This window comes from Streptomyces lothianensis (genome assembly GCF_047779955.1).
Lineage (GTDB): Bacteria > Actinomycetota > Actinomycetes > Streptomycetales > Streptomycetaceae > Streptomyces.
The window spans coordinates 22,088-40,286 of sequence record NZ_JBLMKT010000028.1 but is presented as its reverse complement, the minus strand read 5'-3'; the positions used below and the strand labels follow the sequence as shown (position 1 = coordinate 40,286).

Genomic DNA, 18,199 nt, shown 5'->3' with positions numbered 1-18,199 from the left:
GATGTCCCTGCCCGAGATACGGCCCTATCCGCTTCCCGCGGCTGCCGACCTGCCCGCGGGGCGGGTGGGGTGGCTGCCCGAGCCGGGCCGCGCGGCCCTGCTCGTCCACGACATGCAGCGCTACTTCCTCACGCCGTACGCCGGGGCGCCGGTGCCCGAGGCGACGGCGAACATCGCGCGGCTCGCCGCGCACGCCCGCGCGCAGGGGATCCCGGTGTTCTACACCGCCCAGCCCGGTCGGCAGGACCCCGCGGACCGCGGGCTGCTCGCCGACTTCTGGGGTGACGGCATCGGCGCGGTCATCGACGCCGACCCGCAGGCCGCCGACATCGTCCCGGCGCTCGCACCGGCCGAGGGCGACACCGTCCTGGTCAAGTGGCGCTACAGCGCGTTCCAGCGCAGCACGTTCGCCGAACGGCTGGCGGCGCTGGGCCGCGACCAGCTGCTCATCACCGGCGTCTACGCGCACATCGGCTGCCAGGCCACCGCCGTCGAGGCGTTCATGCGCGACATCCAACCCTTTCTGGTGGCCGACGCGGTCGCCGACTTCTCCCGCGAACGCCATGACCAGGCGTGCGCGTACGTCGCCCGGCGCTGCGGCGTCGTGACCACCACGGCCGACGCGCTCGCCGCGCTGTCCGCGCCGGCCACCGCGGGAGTCGCCCGATGAGCCAGACCCTCACACCCGAGCGAGTCCGGGCCGACGTGGCGGAACTGCTGGGCTGCGAACCCGCCGAGCTCACGCCCGAGGAGAACCTCCTCGACCGCGGGCTGGACTCGATGCGCATGATGATCCTCGTGGAGCGCTGGCGGTCCGCCGGAGCGGCGTCGCTGGAGTTCCCCGACCTTGCGGAGTGCGCTGAACTCGGCCACTGGACGGCGCTCCTGACGGGGGACGGGACGTGATCAGGACCGACAACCGGCACCGGCATCTGGAGCGCATCGCGGAGGTCCGGGCGGGCCGCCACGCCGAGAAGGTGGGCTATCCGATCCGCCTGCGGCGGACGGAGGTCGTCCGTACCGCCATGGTCGGCGCCGGCCTCCTACGGGTGACGTTGGGTGGCGAGAGCGTCGAGGGCTTCGAGGCCCATGCGCCGGACGAGCACGTGAAGTTGCTCTTCCCGGCGCCGGACGGCTCGCTGCCGCTGCCCGAGCCGAACGGCCTGATGCTGACCTGGCCGCGGCCGGCGCCCATCTCGCGGGAGTACACCGTGCGTCGCCACGACCCGGTGGCGGGCGAGATCGACATCGACTTCGCCCTGCACGACGGCGGTCTCGCGTCGGACTGGGCGTGCGCGGTCGAGCCGGGCGCCGTCGTGCACGTCGCGGGGCCGCCCGGCGGGCTGATCGTCCCGCACGCCTATGACCACTACGTGCTGGCGGGCGACCTCACGGCCCTGCCCGCGATCGCCCGTCGGCTGGAGGAACTGCCGAGGACCGCCCGGGGCTGGGCGTTCGTCGAAGTCGCCGACGCGGGGCAGGAGATCGAGCTGGCCGCACCCGAGGGCTTCGAGGTGCACTGGCTGCACCGCGGCGGCCGCCCCGCGGGCACCGGCGACGCGCTCGCGCGGGCCGTGACCACGGTGTCCGTGCCCGAGGGCGAGCGGGTGTTCGTCTGGGCCGCGGGCGAGGCGGGGCAGCTCAAGCCGTTGCGCCGCTGGGTCCGTGACGACCTACGCCTGGAGAAGGCCGACCACGACATCGCCGGCTACTGGAAACGCGGCGTCACCGACTACGACGACGATCACTGACCAGCCGGTGCCTCCACGTCTGTCGAATATCAATTCAAGTCAGTTTTACCTGAGTTAAGGGGTTTCGCATGTCCGCAAACAGATCCTCCGTTCTGGTCGGTGCCCTGGCCATCGCCTTGGCCCTGACCGGATGCGGCTCGTCGAAGAACGAGGCCGAGCCGGCCGGCAAGGCCGAGGAGAAGAACAAGACCCGGGTGTTCGCCGCCGACAACGGGAAGATCACCATTCCGGCCGACCCGCAGCGCGTCGTCGCCACCGGGTACGCCGTGCCCGCCCTGATCGAAGCCGACGCCCCCCTGGTCGGGATCTCCTCCTGGAAGCGCGGGGAGCCGATGATGAGCAAGGAGGACCTCGCCACCTACAAGGAGCTGCCCAAGGTGGCGGGTGAGCAGGCAACGGAGACCAACTACGAGGCCATCGCCGAGGCCGAGCCGGACCTCATCGTCATCGGCGTGCCCGCCCCCGTCCTCGGCGACATCGACGTCAAGCGGCTGGAGGGGATCGCCCCCGTCGTCGCCATCGGCCCCACCGTGCCGTCCGCGTGGCGCGACCTGTCCCGCAAGCAGTCCGACGCCGCCGGTGCCCTGGAGCAGTTCGACACCGTGCAGGCGGCGTACGAGTCCAAGGCCGCCGAGCTGGCCGAGAAGTACAAGGACGCGCTGGCCCCGCTCAAGTTCGGTCACGTCGGCTCGTACGGCGAGTCCGCCAAGGGCACCTTCCAGCGCGAGTTCAGCGGCTCGTGGGGCACCAACATCGCCGAGGACATCGGCGCCACGTACTACGGCAAGGTCAAGGAGCCCGGGCCCGGCTCCAAGGGCGTCAGCGAGTACCCCTCCCTGGAGGAGCTGCCCACCTCGCTCCGCGACGCAGACGTCATCACCTACTCCGTCAAGGGCGACGGCAGCGTGCCCGAGTCGGTGAAGTACGTCATGGAATCCGAACTGTGGAAGAACCTGCCCGCCGTCAAGGCCGGGAAGACCTTCCCGATCCGCTACACCGAGGCCGCCACCTACGGGCAGGCCGTCCAGACCCTGGAAGCGATCGACGCGGCGTTCGCGCCCCTGCTGAAGCAGTGACGCTCGCAGGCCACGCGTCTCGGGCCACGACCACGCGGGCCGTGCCGCAGCCCGTCCTGCTGGCCGGCGGACTCCTGCTGCTGGCAGTCGTCGCCGTGCTCAGCGTCGGCGTCGGCGCTCGCCCGGTCCCGCCCGGCGAGGTGGTACGGGCCCTGGTCGACTTCCAGGGCACCGACGACCACGTCATCGTCCGGAACGTCCGAGCGCCCCGCGCAGTGCTGGCCGTCGCGGTGGGCGCGGCACTGGCGGTGGCGGGCGCACTGATCCAGACGCTGGCCCGCAACCCGCTGGCCGAGCCCGGCATCCTCGGGGTCACCGCGGGCGCCGGGTTCGCCATCACCGTCGGCTCGGCGCTCGGGCTGGCCGCCGGGCAGGCCGGCCAGCTCGGCTTCGCGATCACCGGCTCGGTGCTCGCGGCCTTGCTGGTCGCCGCGATCGGACGCCATTCGCCGCTGCGCCTGGTGCTGGCCGGTGTGGCGCTCACCGCGGTGCTCGGTGGTGTCGCCCTGGGCCTGCGGCTCATGCTCCCCGATGTCTTCGACGTCTACCGCTTCTGGTCCGTCGGCTCGCTGGCTGCCCGCGAACAGGCTCCATTGGGGCTGCCGCTGGCCGCCATCGGAGCGTGCCTGCTCGGGGCGCTGCTGCTGAGCCGGTCCCTCGACGCGCTGACGCTGGGCGAGAGTGTGGCGCACACGCTGGGCGCCGGCGTCACCCGGGTACGGGCTGCAGCGCTGGTGCTCATCACCGTGCTCACGGGGGCGGCGACCGCGGTCGCCGGGCCGATCCTCTTCATCGGGCTGATCGTGCCGCACCTGGTCCGCCGAGCGGCAGCCGGCTCCGTGCTGTGGCTGCTGCTCCACGCGATGGTCCTGGGGCCGATCCTGCTGCTGCTCGCCGACATCGGATCGCGGGTGCTGCTGCCCACCGGCGAGGTGCCGGTGGCGATCGTCACCGCGTTCCTCGGCGGCCCCATGCTGATCTGGGCCGTTCGCCGATACGGGGAGGGATCTCTGTGAACGCGCTCGGACTGCGTGCCGAACGCCGCACGGTGACGCTCGCCGCGGCGCTGGTCGCCGCCGGGCTCGGCCTGGGCCTGCTCGGGCTGTGCTACGGCGCGTCCTGGTCATCGCCGGCACGGGTGTTCGCAGTGCTCACCGGCGCGGAGCACTCCGTGGTGATCGCGGAGTGGCGACTGCCGCGGGTGACGGCGGGACTGGTCTTCGGGGCCGCGCTCGGCGTCGCCGGAGCGATCTTCCAGAACCTCACCCGCAACCCGATGGGCAGCCCCGACGTGATCGGCCTCGACGCGGGCGCCTACACCGGCGCCTTGATCGCCATCACCGTGCTGTCGGGCACGTCGGCGCAGCTCGCCGCCGGCTCGGTGCTCGGCGGGCTGGTCACGGCCGCCGTGATCTACCTCCTCTCCTTCGACCGGGGCTTCTCGGGCCTACGGCTGGTGGTGATCGGCATCGCGGTCAACGCGATGGTGACCGCGATCAACTCGTGGATCGTGCTGCGCGCCGAGCTGGAGGTGGCGATCGCCGCGGTCGGCTGGAGCGCGGGCTCCCTCAACGGCGTCGGCTGGCCGGATCTGTGGATCCCGTTCACGGTCATCGCCGCGCTGATGACCCTGATGGCTGCCCGCGCCCACGCCATGCACCAGGCGTCGCTCGGCGACGCGGTCGCGGTCACCACCGGGGTGCGGATCGACCGGCTGCGGCTGCTGATGGTGCTGGTCGGAGTCGGCTGCACCGCCACGGTGACCGCGGTGGCCGGACCGATCGCCTTCATCGCCCTCGCCGCCCCGCAGATCGGGCGCAGGCTCACCGGCTCGGCCGGTGTGCCCCTGCTCCCGGCCGCGCTGACCGGTGCGGTGCTCCTCCAAGGCGCCGACCTGCTCGCCCAGATGCTGCTGGCGCCCGTCGCGCTGCCCGTCGGCGTGGTGAGCACCGCGATCGGCGGCTGCTACCTGATCTGGCTGCTGACCAAGGAAGTGAGGCGAGCGTGACCGCACGCCTGACCGCGCGGGATATCACTCTGCGCTACGGCGACCGGGTGGTGTCCACCCGGTTGAGCCTCGACGTCCCCGACGGTGCGTTCACCGCCGTCGTGGGCCCCAACGCCTGCGGGAAGTCGACCCTGTTGCGGGCCTTCGTCCGGCTGCTGCGCCCCACCGAGGGACAGATGCACTTCGACGGCCGGGACGTCGGAGGGTACCCGGCCAAGGCGCTGGCCAGGCAGCTCGGCTTCCTGCCGCAGGACCCGCAAGCCCCCGACGACATCAAGGTCAGGCAACTCGTGCGCCGGGGCAGGTTCCCCCACCAGTCGATCCTGGCGCTGTGGTCGGAGGGCGACGAGGAGGCCGTCGCCGACGCGATGGCCGGCGCCGGCGTCGCCGACCTGGCCGACCGGCCCGTGCAGGAACTGTCCGGCGGCCAGCGGCAACGGGTCTGGATGGCCATGGTGCTCGCCCAGCGGACGCCCTACCTGCTGCTCGACGAGCCGACCTCCTTCCTCGACATCACGCACCAGTACCAGTTGCTCGGCCTGCTTGCCGCGCTGCGCGACGAGGGACGCACGGTGATCGCCGTCCTCCACGACATCAACCAGGCGTGCCGGTTCGCCGACCACCTGGTCGCCATGAAGGACGGCCGGGTGGTCGCCGAGGGCGCCCCCGCGGACATCGTGGACGCCGCGCTGATCAAGGAAGTGTTCGACCTGCCGAGCGTCATCGTCCCCGACCCGGTGACCGCCATGCCGATGGTCGTCCCCACACTGCAAGGAGAGTAAGTTGACCACCGCACGCGTGCCCTCGGACGGCCGGCTCCCCCTGACCAGCGCCCAACTGGGCATCTGGAACGCCCAGCGCCTCGAACCCGACTCGCCCTACTACCTCGTCGGAGACGTGGTGGAGATATCCGGCGCGGAACCCGTCGACGTCGACGCCCTCGTCGAGGCGGTCCGCGCCACCACCGAGGAGGCCGAGAGCCTGCGGCTGCGCTTCCACGACACCCCGGACGGCCCGCGCCAGACGATCAGCGACGAACCGGTCCCACCGCCCCGCGTGGCCGACGTCAGCGGCGAGGCCGACCCGGCGGCAGCGGCCCACGCGCTCGTCGACGCCGAACGGGCCCTGGCGGCCGAGGAATGCCGGGGGATGGTGGACCGGCCGCTGTACACGCGCACCGTCATCAGGCTCTCCGAGCGCGAGGTCTGGTACACCCAGCTCGGCCACCACCTCGTCTTCGACGGCTACAGCGCCGCGATGCTCGCCCGCCGCACCGCCGCCCGCCACACCGCCCTCGTCCGCGGCACCGAGACGCCGCGATCGGCCTTCGGCCGCTTCGCCGACCTTGTCGCCGCCGACCGCGCCTACCGGGACGGCGGCCGGTTCGCCGAGGACCGCGCGTACTGGGTCGAGCGGTTCACCCCGCTGCCCGACCTCGGCCCCCTCGGCGACCCCGACACCGCCGCCGGCCCGCCCGAGCGCACCCTGACCGCCCGTGCCGTCGTCACCCCCGACGAGACGGCCCGGCTCCGCGCGTTCGCCGATCGGGAGGGCGTCAGCTGGGGTGAGGCGCTGATCGCCTGCTACGCCGCCTACCTGCACCGCGCGCTGGGCCGCACCGACGTGGTGTTCGCCTTGCCGCTGATGTGCCGGACCGGCTCCGCCGAACTGCGCACACCCGCCATGGCCGTCAACGTGCTGCCGCTGCGGGTCACCGTCCACCCCGGCGATGGGCTGGGGGAGTTGAGCCGACGGGTCGCCTCCGCCATGCGGGAGATGCGTGACCACCAGCGGTACCGGGGCGAGGACCTGCCGCGCGACCTCGGCGCGCCCGGTGCGGGCGCGCTGCTGCACGGACGCGGCATCAACCTCAAGGCTTTCGACCTGACCATCGACTTCGCCGGGGCCACCGGGGTGATGCGCAACGTCGCCGGCGGCCCGCCGGAGGATATGGGGCTGAGCGTCCTGCCGACCCGCGACGGCGGGCTGCTGCTCGGCTTCGAGGTCGACGCCCGTGGCAGCGACCAGTCTGCCGTCGACGGCAGACTGTCCGGCCTGCGCGCCCTGCTGTCCGGCCTGGTCGACGGCCGCCCCGTGGGCCGGATCCCGCTCACCGGCGACGTGGACCGCATCCTGGCCCGCTGGTCGCCGCGCGCCCTGCCCGGCAGGCCCGTGGACGTCCCCACCGCGTTCGACGCCATGGTCGCCGCCGATCCCGGGCGCACCGCCCTGGTATGCGGCGCGGACCGGCTGTCCGCCGGGGAACTCGCAGACCGCGTGCACCGGCTCGCCCGCGCCCTGCGGGCCCGCGGGATCGGGCCCGGCGACGTCGTGGCGCTGGCCCTGCCGCGCTCCGCCGACCTGGTGGCCGCCCTCCTCGCTGTCATGGACGCCGGAGCCGCCTTGCTGCCGCTCGACGCCGCGTACCCGCCGGAGCGGCTGCGCGCCCTCGTCGACGACACCCGCCCCGCGCTCGTCCTCACCGACGGATCGATCGCCGGCCTGGCATGGAACTCGTTCCTCCGCGAGGCCGCCGAACTGCCCGGCACGCCGCTGGCGGCAGGTGAACTGGCCGAACCCCGCCACCCCGACCACCTCGCCTACGTCATCCACACCTCCGGCTCGACCGGACGCCCCAAGGGCGTCCTCGGCCGAATCGGCGGACTCGCCGCACTGGTGCACCACCAGCGGTCGACCGTCGTCGCGGAGGCCGAGCGGGCCGCGGGCAGGCGACTGCGCGCCGCACACACGTACTCGTTCGCCTTCGACTCCGCGTTCGAGCACCTCGTCTGGCTGCTCTGCGGCCACGAACTGCACCTCTACGACGCCGAGACGACCCGCGACGCCGACGCCCTGCTCGCCGCCTACGCCCGCGACGGCATCGACGTCGTCGACACCACCCCGTCGATGGCCGCGCCCCTGATCGACGGCGGACTGCTCGACCTCCGGCCCACCCTGCTCGTCCTCGGCGGAGAGGCGACACCGCCCGCGCTGTGGCGCCGGATCGCCGGGTCGGGGATCGCCGCCCGCAACATGTACGGGCCTACGGAGGCGTCCGTCACCAGCAGCACCGCGCGCGTCGACGGCGACGAGCCGACGATCGGCCAGCCGCTTGCCGGCACCCGGGCCTACGTGCTCGACAGCGCCCTGCAGCCGGTGCCGCACCGTACCGCGGGCGAGCTGTACCTGGCCGGACCGCACCTGGCCCGCGGCTACCTCGGCCGCCCCGGCGCGACCGCCGAACGGTTCGTCGCCGACCCGTACGGCGCACCGGGCGACCGGATGTACCGCACGGGCGACCTGGCGCGCTGGCTGCCCGGCCGCGGCCTGGAGTACCTGGGCCGCGGCGACGGACAGGTCAAGATCCGCGGCCACCGCGTGGAGACCGGCGAGGTGGAGGCCGCCCTCGGCGCGGTCCCCGGGGTCACCGCGGCCGCCGCCACCGTCCGGTCGTCCCGGCTGGTCGGCTACGTCGTGTCCGCCGCCGCCACCCCCGAAGCGGTGCGCGCCCACCTGGCCGAGCGGCTGCCCGATCACCTGGTGCCCGCGGCGGTGGTGGTGCTCGACGAGCTGCCGCTGACGCCCAACGGCAAGCTCGACCGCGCAGCCCTGCCCGCGCCCGCGGTGTCCGACGGCGGCCGGGAGCCCCGCACCGAGCGGGAGCGCGTGCTGTGCGAGGTCCTCGCCGACGTGCTCGACGTCGAGCACGTCAGCGTGGACGACGACTACTTCGCCCTCGGCGGCGACAGCATCACCGCCATCGCCGTCAGCAGCAGGCTGCGCGCCAGGGGCCTGGCGCTGCGCCCGCGGGACCTGATGGCCCGCCGCAGTCTCGCCGCCCTGGCCGCCTCCGCCACGCCGGTCGACGACGCGGCAGCCACGGTCGACGACCCGACGGGCCCGGTGCCCGCGCCGCCGATCGTACGCACCCTGCTCGACCCGCACCCCGACGTCGACACCGTCGCCGGCTACGCGCAGTGGACGGCCCTGCGGGTCGACGCGCTCGCCGTCGACGACCTCGTCACGGGCGTGCAGACGGTCCTCGACCACCACGACGCGCTGCGGCTGCGGGTCGGCGGCGACGAACTGGAGATCCTCCCCCGCGGAGACGTGAAGGCCGTCGTCCACGAGGTCCGCGGCACCGACGCGACCGCCCTCGCCGAGCGCCTCGCCGGAGAGCTCGACCCCCGCGCGGGCGACCTGGTGCGGTCCGCGCTGCTCCGCACCGCCGACGGCACGGCGGACCGCCTGGTCGTCGTCGTCCACCACCTCGCCATGGACGGCGTGTCCTGGCGGGTGCTCCTCCCCGACCTCCGTACGGCCTGCGCGGGCGGCGCCCTCGACCCCGTCGGGGCGTCGTGGCGGCGGCACGCGGCACTCCTGGCCGAGCAGGGCAGGACCGGGGCGCGCCGCGGCGAACTCGACCACTGGCGGGCCGCACTCGCCACGGTGTCGCGACTGGGCGCGCGCCCGCTCGACCAACGGGTGGACACCGTGTCCACCGCCCACCGCACCGTCACTCTGGCCGGACCCGAGGTCACCGAGGCGCTGCTGACCACCCTGCCCGCGGCCTACCGGGCCGGCGTCGACGAGGTGCTGCTGGCCGCGCTCGTGCTGGCGCTGCGCGAGTGGGGTCTGTCCGGCGAGGCGGTGACCGTCACACTGGAGGGCCACGGTCGCGAGCACCTCGACCTGTCCCGTACGGTCGGCTGGTTCACCAGCGAGTACCCGGTCCGCGTCCCCACGGCCGGAGACGTGCGGCAGGTGCTGCGCGCGGCCAAGGAGGCCAAGCGGGGCGTCCCCGACGGCGGCATCGGCTACGGCGTCCTGCGGTCGCTCGACCCGGTGGCCGGCCCCGAACTGTCCGCCACTCCGCCGCCGGACGTGCTCCTGAACTACCTCGGCCGGTTCGCCGCGCTGCCCGGCACCGGATGGCAGCTGCCGGAGCGGGACCCCTTCTCGGTGACCGAACCCGGCGCCAAGGCCCTGGAACAGGTGCTGGCCCTGAACTGCTTCGTCCACGAGGAGGGCGCACCCCGGCTCGCTGTCGAGTGGACGGCCGCGACGGAGGCGCTCGGCGTCGAAGCGGTGGCGGCCCTGCAGACGGCCTGGGCCGCCGCGCTGGACGCGCTCGCCGCCCACGCCCGCGACACCGCAGGCGGCCTCACCCCGTCGGACCTGCCGCTCGTCGATCTCGACCAGGCCGCCGTCGACGCCCTCGAAGGCGCCGCCGCCGGCCGTGTCGCCGACGTCTTGCCCGCCACCCCGCTCCAGGTCGGACTCTCCTTCCACACGCTGGTCCGCGGCGACCAGGACACCGACGTCTACGTCGTCCAGGCCGTGACGACCCTGGTCGGCGAACTCGACCCGGACCGGATGCGGGAGGCCGCCCGCGAACTGCTGCGCCGTCACGCCGCGCTGCGCGTGTACCTCGCCCAGGCCGGCGATGACGTGGTGCAGGTGGTCCCCGCCGACACCGTCCTGGACTGGCGGTGCGACGACCGCTTCCCCGAGGCCGCCCGCGCCGAACTGGAGCGCCCCTTCGACCCGGCCAGGCCACCTCTGATCCGCTTCCTGCTGTCCCGGGTCGGCCCCGACGAGCACAAGCTGGTCATCACCAACCACCACGCCCTGCTCGACGGCTGGTCGATGCCGCTGGTCGGGCGCACCCTGCTCGCCCTCTACGCCGAACTCGGCGGCGGCCCCGCCGTCCCCGCCGCCCCGCCGCTGTCGGAGTACTTCCGTTGGCTGGCCGGCCGGGACCACCGCGCGTCCCTGGAGGCGTGGCGGGAGGCGCTGGCCGGAGTCGACGACGCGACGCGGCTCGCACCGGCGACCACCGGGACCGGCATCGAGCGGCCCGGCCGTGTGAGCGTCGAGCTGGGCCGGGAGTTCAGCGACCGGCTGCGCGCCTTCGCCCGCGAGCAGGGCGTCACCCTGACCACCGTGCTCCAGACAGCCTGGGGCCTGCTCCTCGGCAGGCTCACCGGGAGCCGCGACGTCGTGTTCGGCTGCCCGGTGTCCGGGCGGCCCTCCGAGGTCGACGGCGTCGAGTCGATGATCGGGCAGCTCGGCACCACCATCCCGGTCCGCGTCCGGCACACCCAGGACCAGACCGCGCGGGATCTCCTGGCCGACGTGCACGCGCAGAGCGTCGCCCTCGCGGAGCACCACCACGTCGGACTGTCCGGAATCCAGCGGGCGGTGGGTGTCGGGGAACTCTTCGACACCATGCTCGTGATGGAGAACTTCCCGCTCTCCAGCCGGAAGCGCACTCCGCTCGCCCGCGGACTCGACCTCGCCGGGGTGGACATCACCGACGCCACCCACTACGCGCTGACCGTGATCGTGATCCCCGACGACGAGATCACCATCGGCCTCGGCTACCAGCCGCGCGCCTTCGCCGAGGCGACCGTCCGCGACTACGGCCGCTGGCTGCACAACCTGCTGCGGGAGATCGTGGACGACCCGGCGCGGCCCGCCATCCGGCTGCCCGCTCTCGATCCCGACGAGCGGCAGCGGATGCTCCGCGTCGGCACCGGCATCGTGCCCGCCAGGGTCCGCGGCCACTGGCTGGACGAGTTCGCCGGCTGGGTGCGTCGCAAGCCCGACGCGGAAGCCCTCGTCTGCCGTGACCGCAGCCTCAGCTACGCCGAACTTGACCGGCAGGCCAACCGGCTCGCCCACGCGCTGATCGAGCGCGGGGTGCGGCCCCAGGACCCGGTGGCGGTGCTGCTGGGGCGCGACATCGAGATGACCGTGGCGCTGTTCGGTGTGGCCAAGGCCGGTGCGGTGTACGTGCCGATGGACGCCGCCTACCCGCGCGACCGGCTCGCCTACATGCTCGACGACATCGCGCCGGCCGCTGTCCTGGCGACCGGAGCCGACCTGCCCGTCGACCGCGACGTCCCCGTACTGCGGCTGGACGAACCGGCCACGCTCGCCTCCGTACCGGACACCGACCCGGCCGGGGCACGCGCCGGGCTCACCGACGACGCCCTGGCGTACGTCATCTACACCTCGGGCACCACCGGCCGGCCCAAGGGCGTCGGGGTCACCCATCGCGGCGTGCCCGATCTCGTCGCGCTCCAGGAGGAGGTCGTCGGCGTCACGGAGCACGACCGGTACCTGCACTTCGCGTCGACCAGCTTCGACGTGGCGTTCTGGCAGACCATGGTGCCGCTGCTGTCCGGCGGCACGTCCGTGGTCGCACCCGAGGAGGTGCGCGTACCCGGCGACGAACTGCTCGACTACATCGCGGAGCACCGTGTGACCGGTGTGAACCTGCTCCCGTCCTTCCTGGCCGCCATGCCCGACGACCGCACGGTCCGTTCCGACGTGTTCTTCGTCGTCGGAGCCGAGCGCCTCGATCCCGAGCTGGCGCGGCGCTGGGGCACCGGCCGCAGGGCCCTCTTCAACGCCTACGGGCCGACCGAGGTCACCATCAACTCCGTGACCTGGCGCTACGACCCCGACGAGGCCGACGACACCGGTCCGCTGCCCATCGGCCGCCCCGACCCCAACGTCCGTGCCTATGTGCTCGACGGCGGGCTCCAGCCGGTCGGTGTCGGAGTGACGGGCGAGCTGTACCTCGCCGGACCGAGTCTGGCCCGCGGCTACCTCGGCCGCCCAGCCCTCACCGCCGCGGCGTTCGTCGCCGACCCGTACGGCCCTCCGGGCGAGCGGATGTACCGCACCGGCGACCGCGTGCGGTGGCGGGCGGACGGGCAGCTCGTCTTCCTCGGCCGCGTCGACCACCAGGTCAAGATCCGCGGCTTCCGGGTCGAGCTGGGCGAGATCGAGTCCGCCCTGACGCGCCACCCCGACGTGCGGGCCGGCGTCGTGATCGTGCGCGACGGCAGGCTCGTCGGCTACGTCATCCCGACCGACGGCGCCGACCCGGACACCGCGCAGCTGCGCGCCCACCTGGCCGCGGAGCTGCCCGACCACATGGTCCCCGCCGCCCTCCTCACCCTCGACCGCCTGCCGCTGACCCCCGGCGGCAAGCTCGACACCGCCGCGCTGCCGACCCCCGGGACCGCGGCCACGGCGCACCGCGAACCCGCCACCGAAACCGAGGCGGTACTGCTCGGAGTGTTCCGGGACGTCCTCGGCACCGACGCCATCGGACCCGACGACGACTTCTTCGCCATCGGCGGCGACAGCATCGTGGCGCTGCAGGTGGTGTCCCGGGCCCGTCGCCGGGGGCTGGGCCTCACCGCGCGGGACGTGTTCGGCGGGGAAACGGTCGCCGGGATCGCGGCGCGGGCCCGCGCCCTCGGCGACGGCGACGCCCCCGCGGTCGGCGACGCACCGCTGACGCCGATCATGCGGGACCTGCTGCACCGTGCGGGGAGTGCCGCGGACGGCTTCTGCCAGTGGGTGGAACTCTGCGTGCCGCCGGGCGGCGACGAGGCGTCCTGGCGGGCCGTGCTCGACGCGGTCCTGACCCGGCACGATGTGCTGCGCGCCCACCTCGCCGACGGCGACACCGTGCTCCGCGTCCCGACGGTCGGCGCCGTGACGGCGGCCGAGGTGCTGACCCGCGTACCGGCGGACGACGAGCCGCGGGCCCAGGTCGACGCCTGGACCGCCCAGGCCCGCGACACGATGGATCCGCGCACCGGCCCGCTGCTGCGGGCGCTGTGGCTGGACGCCGGACCCGCCCGGCCGGGCAGGCTCGTCCTGCTCGCCCACCACCTCGTCGTCGACGGTGTGTCCTGGCGCGTCCTGCTGGACGACGTCCAGCACGCCCACTCCGGTGGCACACTCGCCCGGCACGGCCAGTCGTTCCTCGGCTGGGCCCGCTCCCTGCGCGAGGCCGACCGGACGGCCGAACTGCCCCACTGGCGGCGGATGACCGCCGCACCGGCGCTCACCCGGCCCCTCGACCCCGCCCGGGACACCGTGGCTACCGCGGCACACCACGAGATACGGCTCGACGCGGACACCTCCCGCGCCCTGGTCACGACCCTGCCCGCCGTCCACCGCACCACCCCGGACGCCGTGCTCCTCGTGGCCCTTGCACAGGCGATGCGAGCGTGGAGGGGGACGCGGGAACTCCTGGTCGCTCTGGAAAGTCACGGGCGCCCGCCCCAGGTTGACCTGTCCCAGACCGTCGGCTGGTTCACCGCCGTCCACTCCGTGCGCCTCGAAGCCGACGACGACGTGAAGGCGGTGGCGGTTCGGCTGCGCGCCCAGGGCGACGGCCTCGGCCACGGCATCCTCACCACGGCGGGTCTGCTGGACCCCGTACGGCCGGAGATCGCCTGGAACTATCTCGGCCAGTACCCCGGCGCCCCCACCGAGGAGACGCCGTGGCAGGCTCCGCCGGATGCCGACCCGCTCGGCTCGGGCGGCTCCGACGCGCTGCCCCTGTCGCACAGCCTGATGGTCAACGCCCTCGTACGGGACGGCGCGCTCGGGGTCCGCATCACCTGGCCGTCCGCCCTGTTCACCGCTGCCGAGATCGAGGACCTGGCCGGTCACCTGCGGGCCGAGCTGCTGCGCGCAGCCGCCGCGCAGGAGATCCGGGCGCTCGCGGGCGAACGCCCGGTCGCCGAGGTGCAACCGCTCACCCCGTTGCAGGAGGTGATGCTGCGGCACTCCCGGACCCAGCGCCCCGATCCATACACCACGCAGTCGGTGTTCACCCTCGCCGGGCCGCTCGACGCCGGCGCCCTGCGCGCCGCCGGCGCCGACCTGCTCGCCCGCCACCCGAACCTGGGCGCCGTGTTCCCCGCCGACCTCTCGGTGATCCCGGAGGCGGCCCGGCCGGAGTTCCGCGTGTGCGACGGGCCCGCGGACGAGGCGCTGGAGGCGGACCTGGCCGAGCCGTTCGACCTCGCAGGGGGGCCGCTGTTCCGCCTGACCGTGATCCGGCGCGGCCCCGAGCTGGCGGACCTGGTCCTGACCAGCCACCACGTGCTCTCCGACGGCTGGTCGGCGCCGCGCATCCTCACCGAGCTGTTCGCCCTCTACACCGCGCGCCTGCGCGGCGGGACGTCCGGCCTGCCCGCCCCCGTGCCGTTCGCCGACTACCTGCGCTGGCGCACCGACCACGAGCCTGCGCTCGCCCCCTGGGCGGCCGAGCTGGACGGTCTGCCGGAAGGGGACTACCTGGCTGTCGGCGACCCCGGCCCCGCCTGGCAGGAACCCGCGGTCATCGGATTCGACGCGACCCTGGTGGCCGAGCTGTCCGAGCTCGCCGCGCGGCGCGGCCTGACCCGCAACACGCTGGTGCAGGGCGCCTGGTCGGTGCTGCTCGCGCGGCGGTCCGGCCGCACGGACGTCTGCTTCGGCGCGATGGTCGCGTGCCGGCCGCCGGAGCTGGAGGGCGTCGAGGAGATCATCGGCCTGCTCGCCAACACCGTGCCGGTACGCGCACGGCTCGCGGGCACCCTGGCGGACACGCTCCACGACCTGCAGGCCCGGCAGAGGGCCCTGGTCGAGCACCACCACGTCGCCCTGACCGACCTGGAACGGCTCACCGGCCGCCGCAGGCTGTTCGACAGCCTCGTGGTGTTCGAGAACTACCCGGTCGATCCGGACCGGTTGCGCGAACCCGCCCCCGGACTGACCGTCGTCGCAACCCGGTTCCGCGAGGCCACGCACCACCCGGTGACCCTCACCGTCATGCCGGACGGCGACGGCTGGACCGGCGTGCTCGCCCACCGGGCCGGGGTGGACGTCGACGGGCTCGCCGAGGAACTCCTCGACCTGCTCCGCACCCTGGGCCGTCGGCTCGACGACGACGTGCGCGGCCTGCTGGAGCGCCGATGAGCGCGGAGGCCGCACCGCAGGCCGAGCGGGTCGACCGGCGACTGCTGCGGATCGCGTTCATCCTGGTCCTCGGCACCTTCATGGCCACCATCGACGCCACGATCGTCAGCGTCGGACTGGACACCCTGACCGAGGAATTCGACGCCGGGGTCACCGAGATCCAGTGGGTCAGTACCGCCTACCTGCTGGCCGTCGTCACCGTCGTGCCCGCGTCCGGCTGGCTCGCCGACCGGTTCGGCGGCCGACGGACCTGGCTCGTCGCGGTGGGGGTGTTCGTGCTCGGCTCGGCGCTGTGCGCGCTGGCCTGGTCGGCGACCAGCCTGATCGTGTTCCGGGTCCTCCAGGGCCTTGGTGGCGGGCTGCTGCCCGCCACCGGGCAGGCTCTCCTGGCCCGCGTCGCCGGTCCCGGCCGCACGGGGCGGGTGCTCAGCATCGTCGCGGTCGTCCCGCTGCTGTCGCCGGTGCTCGGCCCGCCGGCGGGCGGTTCCCTCCTCGCGGTGGCGCCCTGGCCGTGGCTGTTCCTGGTCAACCTGCCCATCGGGGCGGCCGCCGTGCTGCTCGCCCGCCGCCACGTGCCCGTCGTGCCGCCGTCGGACCGGCGCACGCCGTTCGACCTGCGCGGGGCCCTGCTGCTCTCGCCCGGTCTGGCCGTGCTGGTGCTCGGCCTGACCGAGGTCGTCCACGGCCGGACCCTGCCTGCTGCGGTCGGCGTGACGGCGGGCCTGGCGATGCTGGCCGCCTTCACCGTGCACGGGCTGAGGACCCGCCGCACCCCGCTGGTCGACCCGCGGCTGTTCGCCCGGCCGCCGTTCGGCGCAGCCGCCCTGGCGCTGCTGGTCCTGGGGGCATCCGTGTTCGGCACGATGTTCCTGCTGCCGCTGTACTTCCAGACCGGCCGCGGGCTGTCGGCCTGGGAGGCCGGACTGCTGCTCGCCCCCCAAGGGCTGGGCGCGGCGGCCGGATCGGTCCTGGTCAATCGCACCATCGACAAGGTCGTGCCACGGACCCTGGTGGTCGCCGGTATCGCGTTGATCCTCGCCGGCACGGTCCCGTTCACCTTCCTCGGCCACGGGGTCCCGGACGTCGCCATCGTCTCGGCGCTGGTGGTCCGCGGCGTCGGGATGGCGATGATCGGCGCGCCCGTCATGAACATCGTCTACAGCCGGATCGAACCCGAACACCTCCCACGCGCGTCGGGAGCGCTCAACCTGCTCAACACCGTAGGCGGCTCGGTCGGCACCGCGGCGCTCGCCGTGGTCCTGCAGGACCACCTGGCCGCCCGAGGCCCGGACATCTCCCGGGCGTTCGCCGACACCTTCTGGTGGGTGCTCGGTCTCTGCCTGCTCGCCGCTGCCGGGGCAACAAGGCTGCCCCGTACCCACGTGAGGAAGCCATGACCCGTCCCCTGTCCGCGCCGTCCGACCTCGCCGCGGTGCGGCCCCTGCCCACGCCGGCGGACCTCGCCACGGCCGATCCGCTGCCGACACCCGCCGAACTGGCCTCGGCCCACCCTCTGACCCCGGTGGCCGCCGACGCCGTCGCCCGGCACCGCGACACGGTCGCCGCCGTCCTCGCCCGGCGGGACCCCCGCCTGCTCGTCGTCGTCGGACCCTGCTCGGTCCACGACACCGCCGCGGGATCGGAGTACGCGGCGCTCCTCGCCGATGCCGCCGAGCGCCTCGCCGACGACCTGGTCGTCGTCCTGCGCGCCTATCTGGAGAAGCCCCGCACCGTCACCGGCTGGACCGGCCTGCTCACAGCCCCCTCCCTCGACGGCACGGGCGACCTGGCCCGGGGGCTGCACCTCGGCAGGTCCTTCCTGACCCAGGCGGCCGCCTCGGGACTGCCCTTGGCGTACGAGTTCGTGGACCCCGCCCTCGCCACGTACGTCGCCGACACGGTGTCGTGGGCCGCCATCGGTGCGCGCACCGTTGCCAGCCAGCCACACCGCCAGCTGGCCTCGTGGCTCCCCATGCCGGTCGGCATGAAGAACTGTGTCTCCGGCAGCACGGACACCGCGATCGCCGCCGTTCGGGCCGCCGCCCATCCGCACACCCTTCCCGGCCTCTCATCCGACGGCCGCCTCACCACCCTGCGGAGCACCGGGAACCCCGATGCCCACCTGGTCCTGCGCGGCGGCCCCAACCCGAACTACGACCGGGCGAGCATCGCGCGGGCCCGCTCTGCCCTCGCCGCGTCCGGCCTTCCGGAGCGCATCGTCGTCGACGCCTCTCACGGCAACAGCGGCAAGGACCACAACCGGCAGCCCGTCGTGGTCGCCGACCTGGCCGGACAGATCGCCGACGGCGACCCCGCCCTGGCCGGCATCATGATCGAGTCGTACCTGTCGGACGGACGTCAGGACCCCGGCGCACCGGCGCTGCGTCCCGACCTCAGCGTCACCGACTCCTGCCTCGGCTGGTCCCGCACCCTGCCGCTGCTGGAGAGCCTGGCCGTGGCCTCCCGCCGCAGGAGCCGCCCGGGCAGGTGATCCGACGAGCCGGGGCGGTGAGGTGCAGCAAAGAACTCGCGTAACCCTCCTCCCTCCCCACAATGGAGACCCTCGTACACGTCGTGCGCAA

The 18,199-nt window shown here is 74.0% G+C and carries 10 protein-coding genes; all 10 read left to right on the top strand.

Annotation, left to right across the window (positions count from 1 at the left end; genetic code table 11):
• Position 1 precedes the first annotated feature (1 nt).
• The 10 genes from ACLF6P_RS08210 (at position 2) to ACLF6P_RS08165 (ending at position 18,108) form a co-directional block, all read left to right on the top strand.
• On the top strand, positions 2 to 670 hold the full coding sequence (locus ACLF6P_RS08210; protein ID WP_415949187.1) for an isochorismatase family protein: 669 nt from the start codon (positions 2 to 4) through the stop codon (positions 668 to 670).
• Positions 667 to 906: a phosphopantetheine-binding protein gene (locus ACLF6P_RS08205; protein ID WP_415949186.1), complete on the top strand. Its 240-nt coding sequence runs from the start codon at positions 667 to 669 to the stop codon at positions 904 to 906. Before ACLF6P_RS08210 ends, ACLF6P_RS08205 begins: the two co-directional genes overlap by 4 nt.
• The gene (locus ACLF6P_RS08200; protein WP_415949185.1) at positions 903 to 1,751 is read left to right on the top strand and encodes a siderophore-interacting protein; all 849 of its coding nucleotides are present in this window, start codon (positions 903 to 905) and stop codon (positions 1,749 to 1,751) included. Before ACLF6P_RS08205 ends, ACLF6P_RS08200 begins: the two co-directional genes overlap by 4 nt.
• 68 nt (positions 1,752 to 1,819) lie before the next feature.
• Positions 1,820 to 2,827: an ABC transporter substrate-binding protein gene (locus ACLF6P_RS08195; RefSeq protein WP_415949184.1), complete on the top strand. Its 1,008-nt coding sequence runs from the start codon at positions 1,820 to 1,822 to the stop codon at positions 2,825 to 2,827.
• Complete coding sequence (locus ACLF6P_RS08190; protein WP_415949183.1) at positions 2,824 to 3,843, top strand: FecCD family ABC transporter permease; 1,020 nt, start codon at positions 2,824 to 2,826, stop codon at positions 3,841 to 3,843. The genes ACLF6P_RS08195 and ACLF6P_RS08190 overlap by 4 nt, the downstream gene beginning before the upstream one ends.
• Complete coding sequence (locus ACLF6P_RS08185; protein ID WP_415949342.1) at positions 3,834 to 4,835, top strand: FecCD family ABC transporter permease; 1,002 nt, start codon at positions 3,834 to 3,836, stop codon at positions 4,833 to 4,835. The genes ACLF6P_RS08190 and ACLF6P_RS08185 overlap by 10 nt, the downstream gene beginning before the upstream one ends.
• Positions 4,832 to 5,617, top strand: coding sequence for an ABC transporter ATP-binding protein (locus tag ACLF6P_RS08180; protein WP_415949182.1), 786 nt, complete (start codon positions 4,832 to 4,834; stop codon positions 5,615 to 5,617). The genes ACLF6P_RS08185 and ACLF6P_RS08180 overlap by 4 nt, the downstream gene beginning before the upstream one ends.
• 1 nt (position 5,618) lies before the next feature.
• The gene (locus ACLF6P_RS08175) at positions 5,619 to 15,617 is read left to right on the top strand and encodes an amino acid adenylation domain-containing protein (RefSeq protein ID WP_415949181.1); all 9,999 of its coding nucleotides are present in this window, start codon (positions 5,619 to 5,621) and stop codon (positions 15,615 to 15,617) included.
• Positions 15,614 to 17,014, top strand: coding sequence for an MDR family MFS transporter (locus ACLF6P_RS08170; protein WP_415949180.1), 1,401 nt, complete (start codon positions 15,614 to 15,616; stop codon positions 17,012 to 17,014). Before ACLF6P_RS08175 ends, ACLF6P_RS08170 begins: the two co-directional genes overlap by 4 nt.
• Positions 17,011 to 18,108, top strand: a complete 1,098-nt coding sequence (locus tag ACLF6P_RS08165) for a 3-deoxy-7-phosphoheptulonate synthase (protein ID WP_415949179.1) — start codon at positions 17,011 to 17,013, stop codon at positions 18,106 to 18,108. The genes ACLF6P_RS08170 and ACLF6P_RS08165 overlap by 4 nt, the downstream gene beginning before the upstream one ends.
• The last annotated feature ends 91 nt before the right edge of the window (positions 18,109 to 18,199 follow it).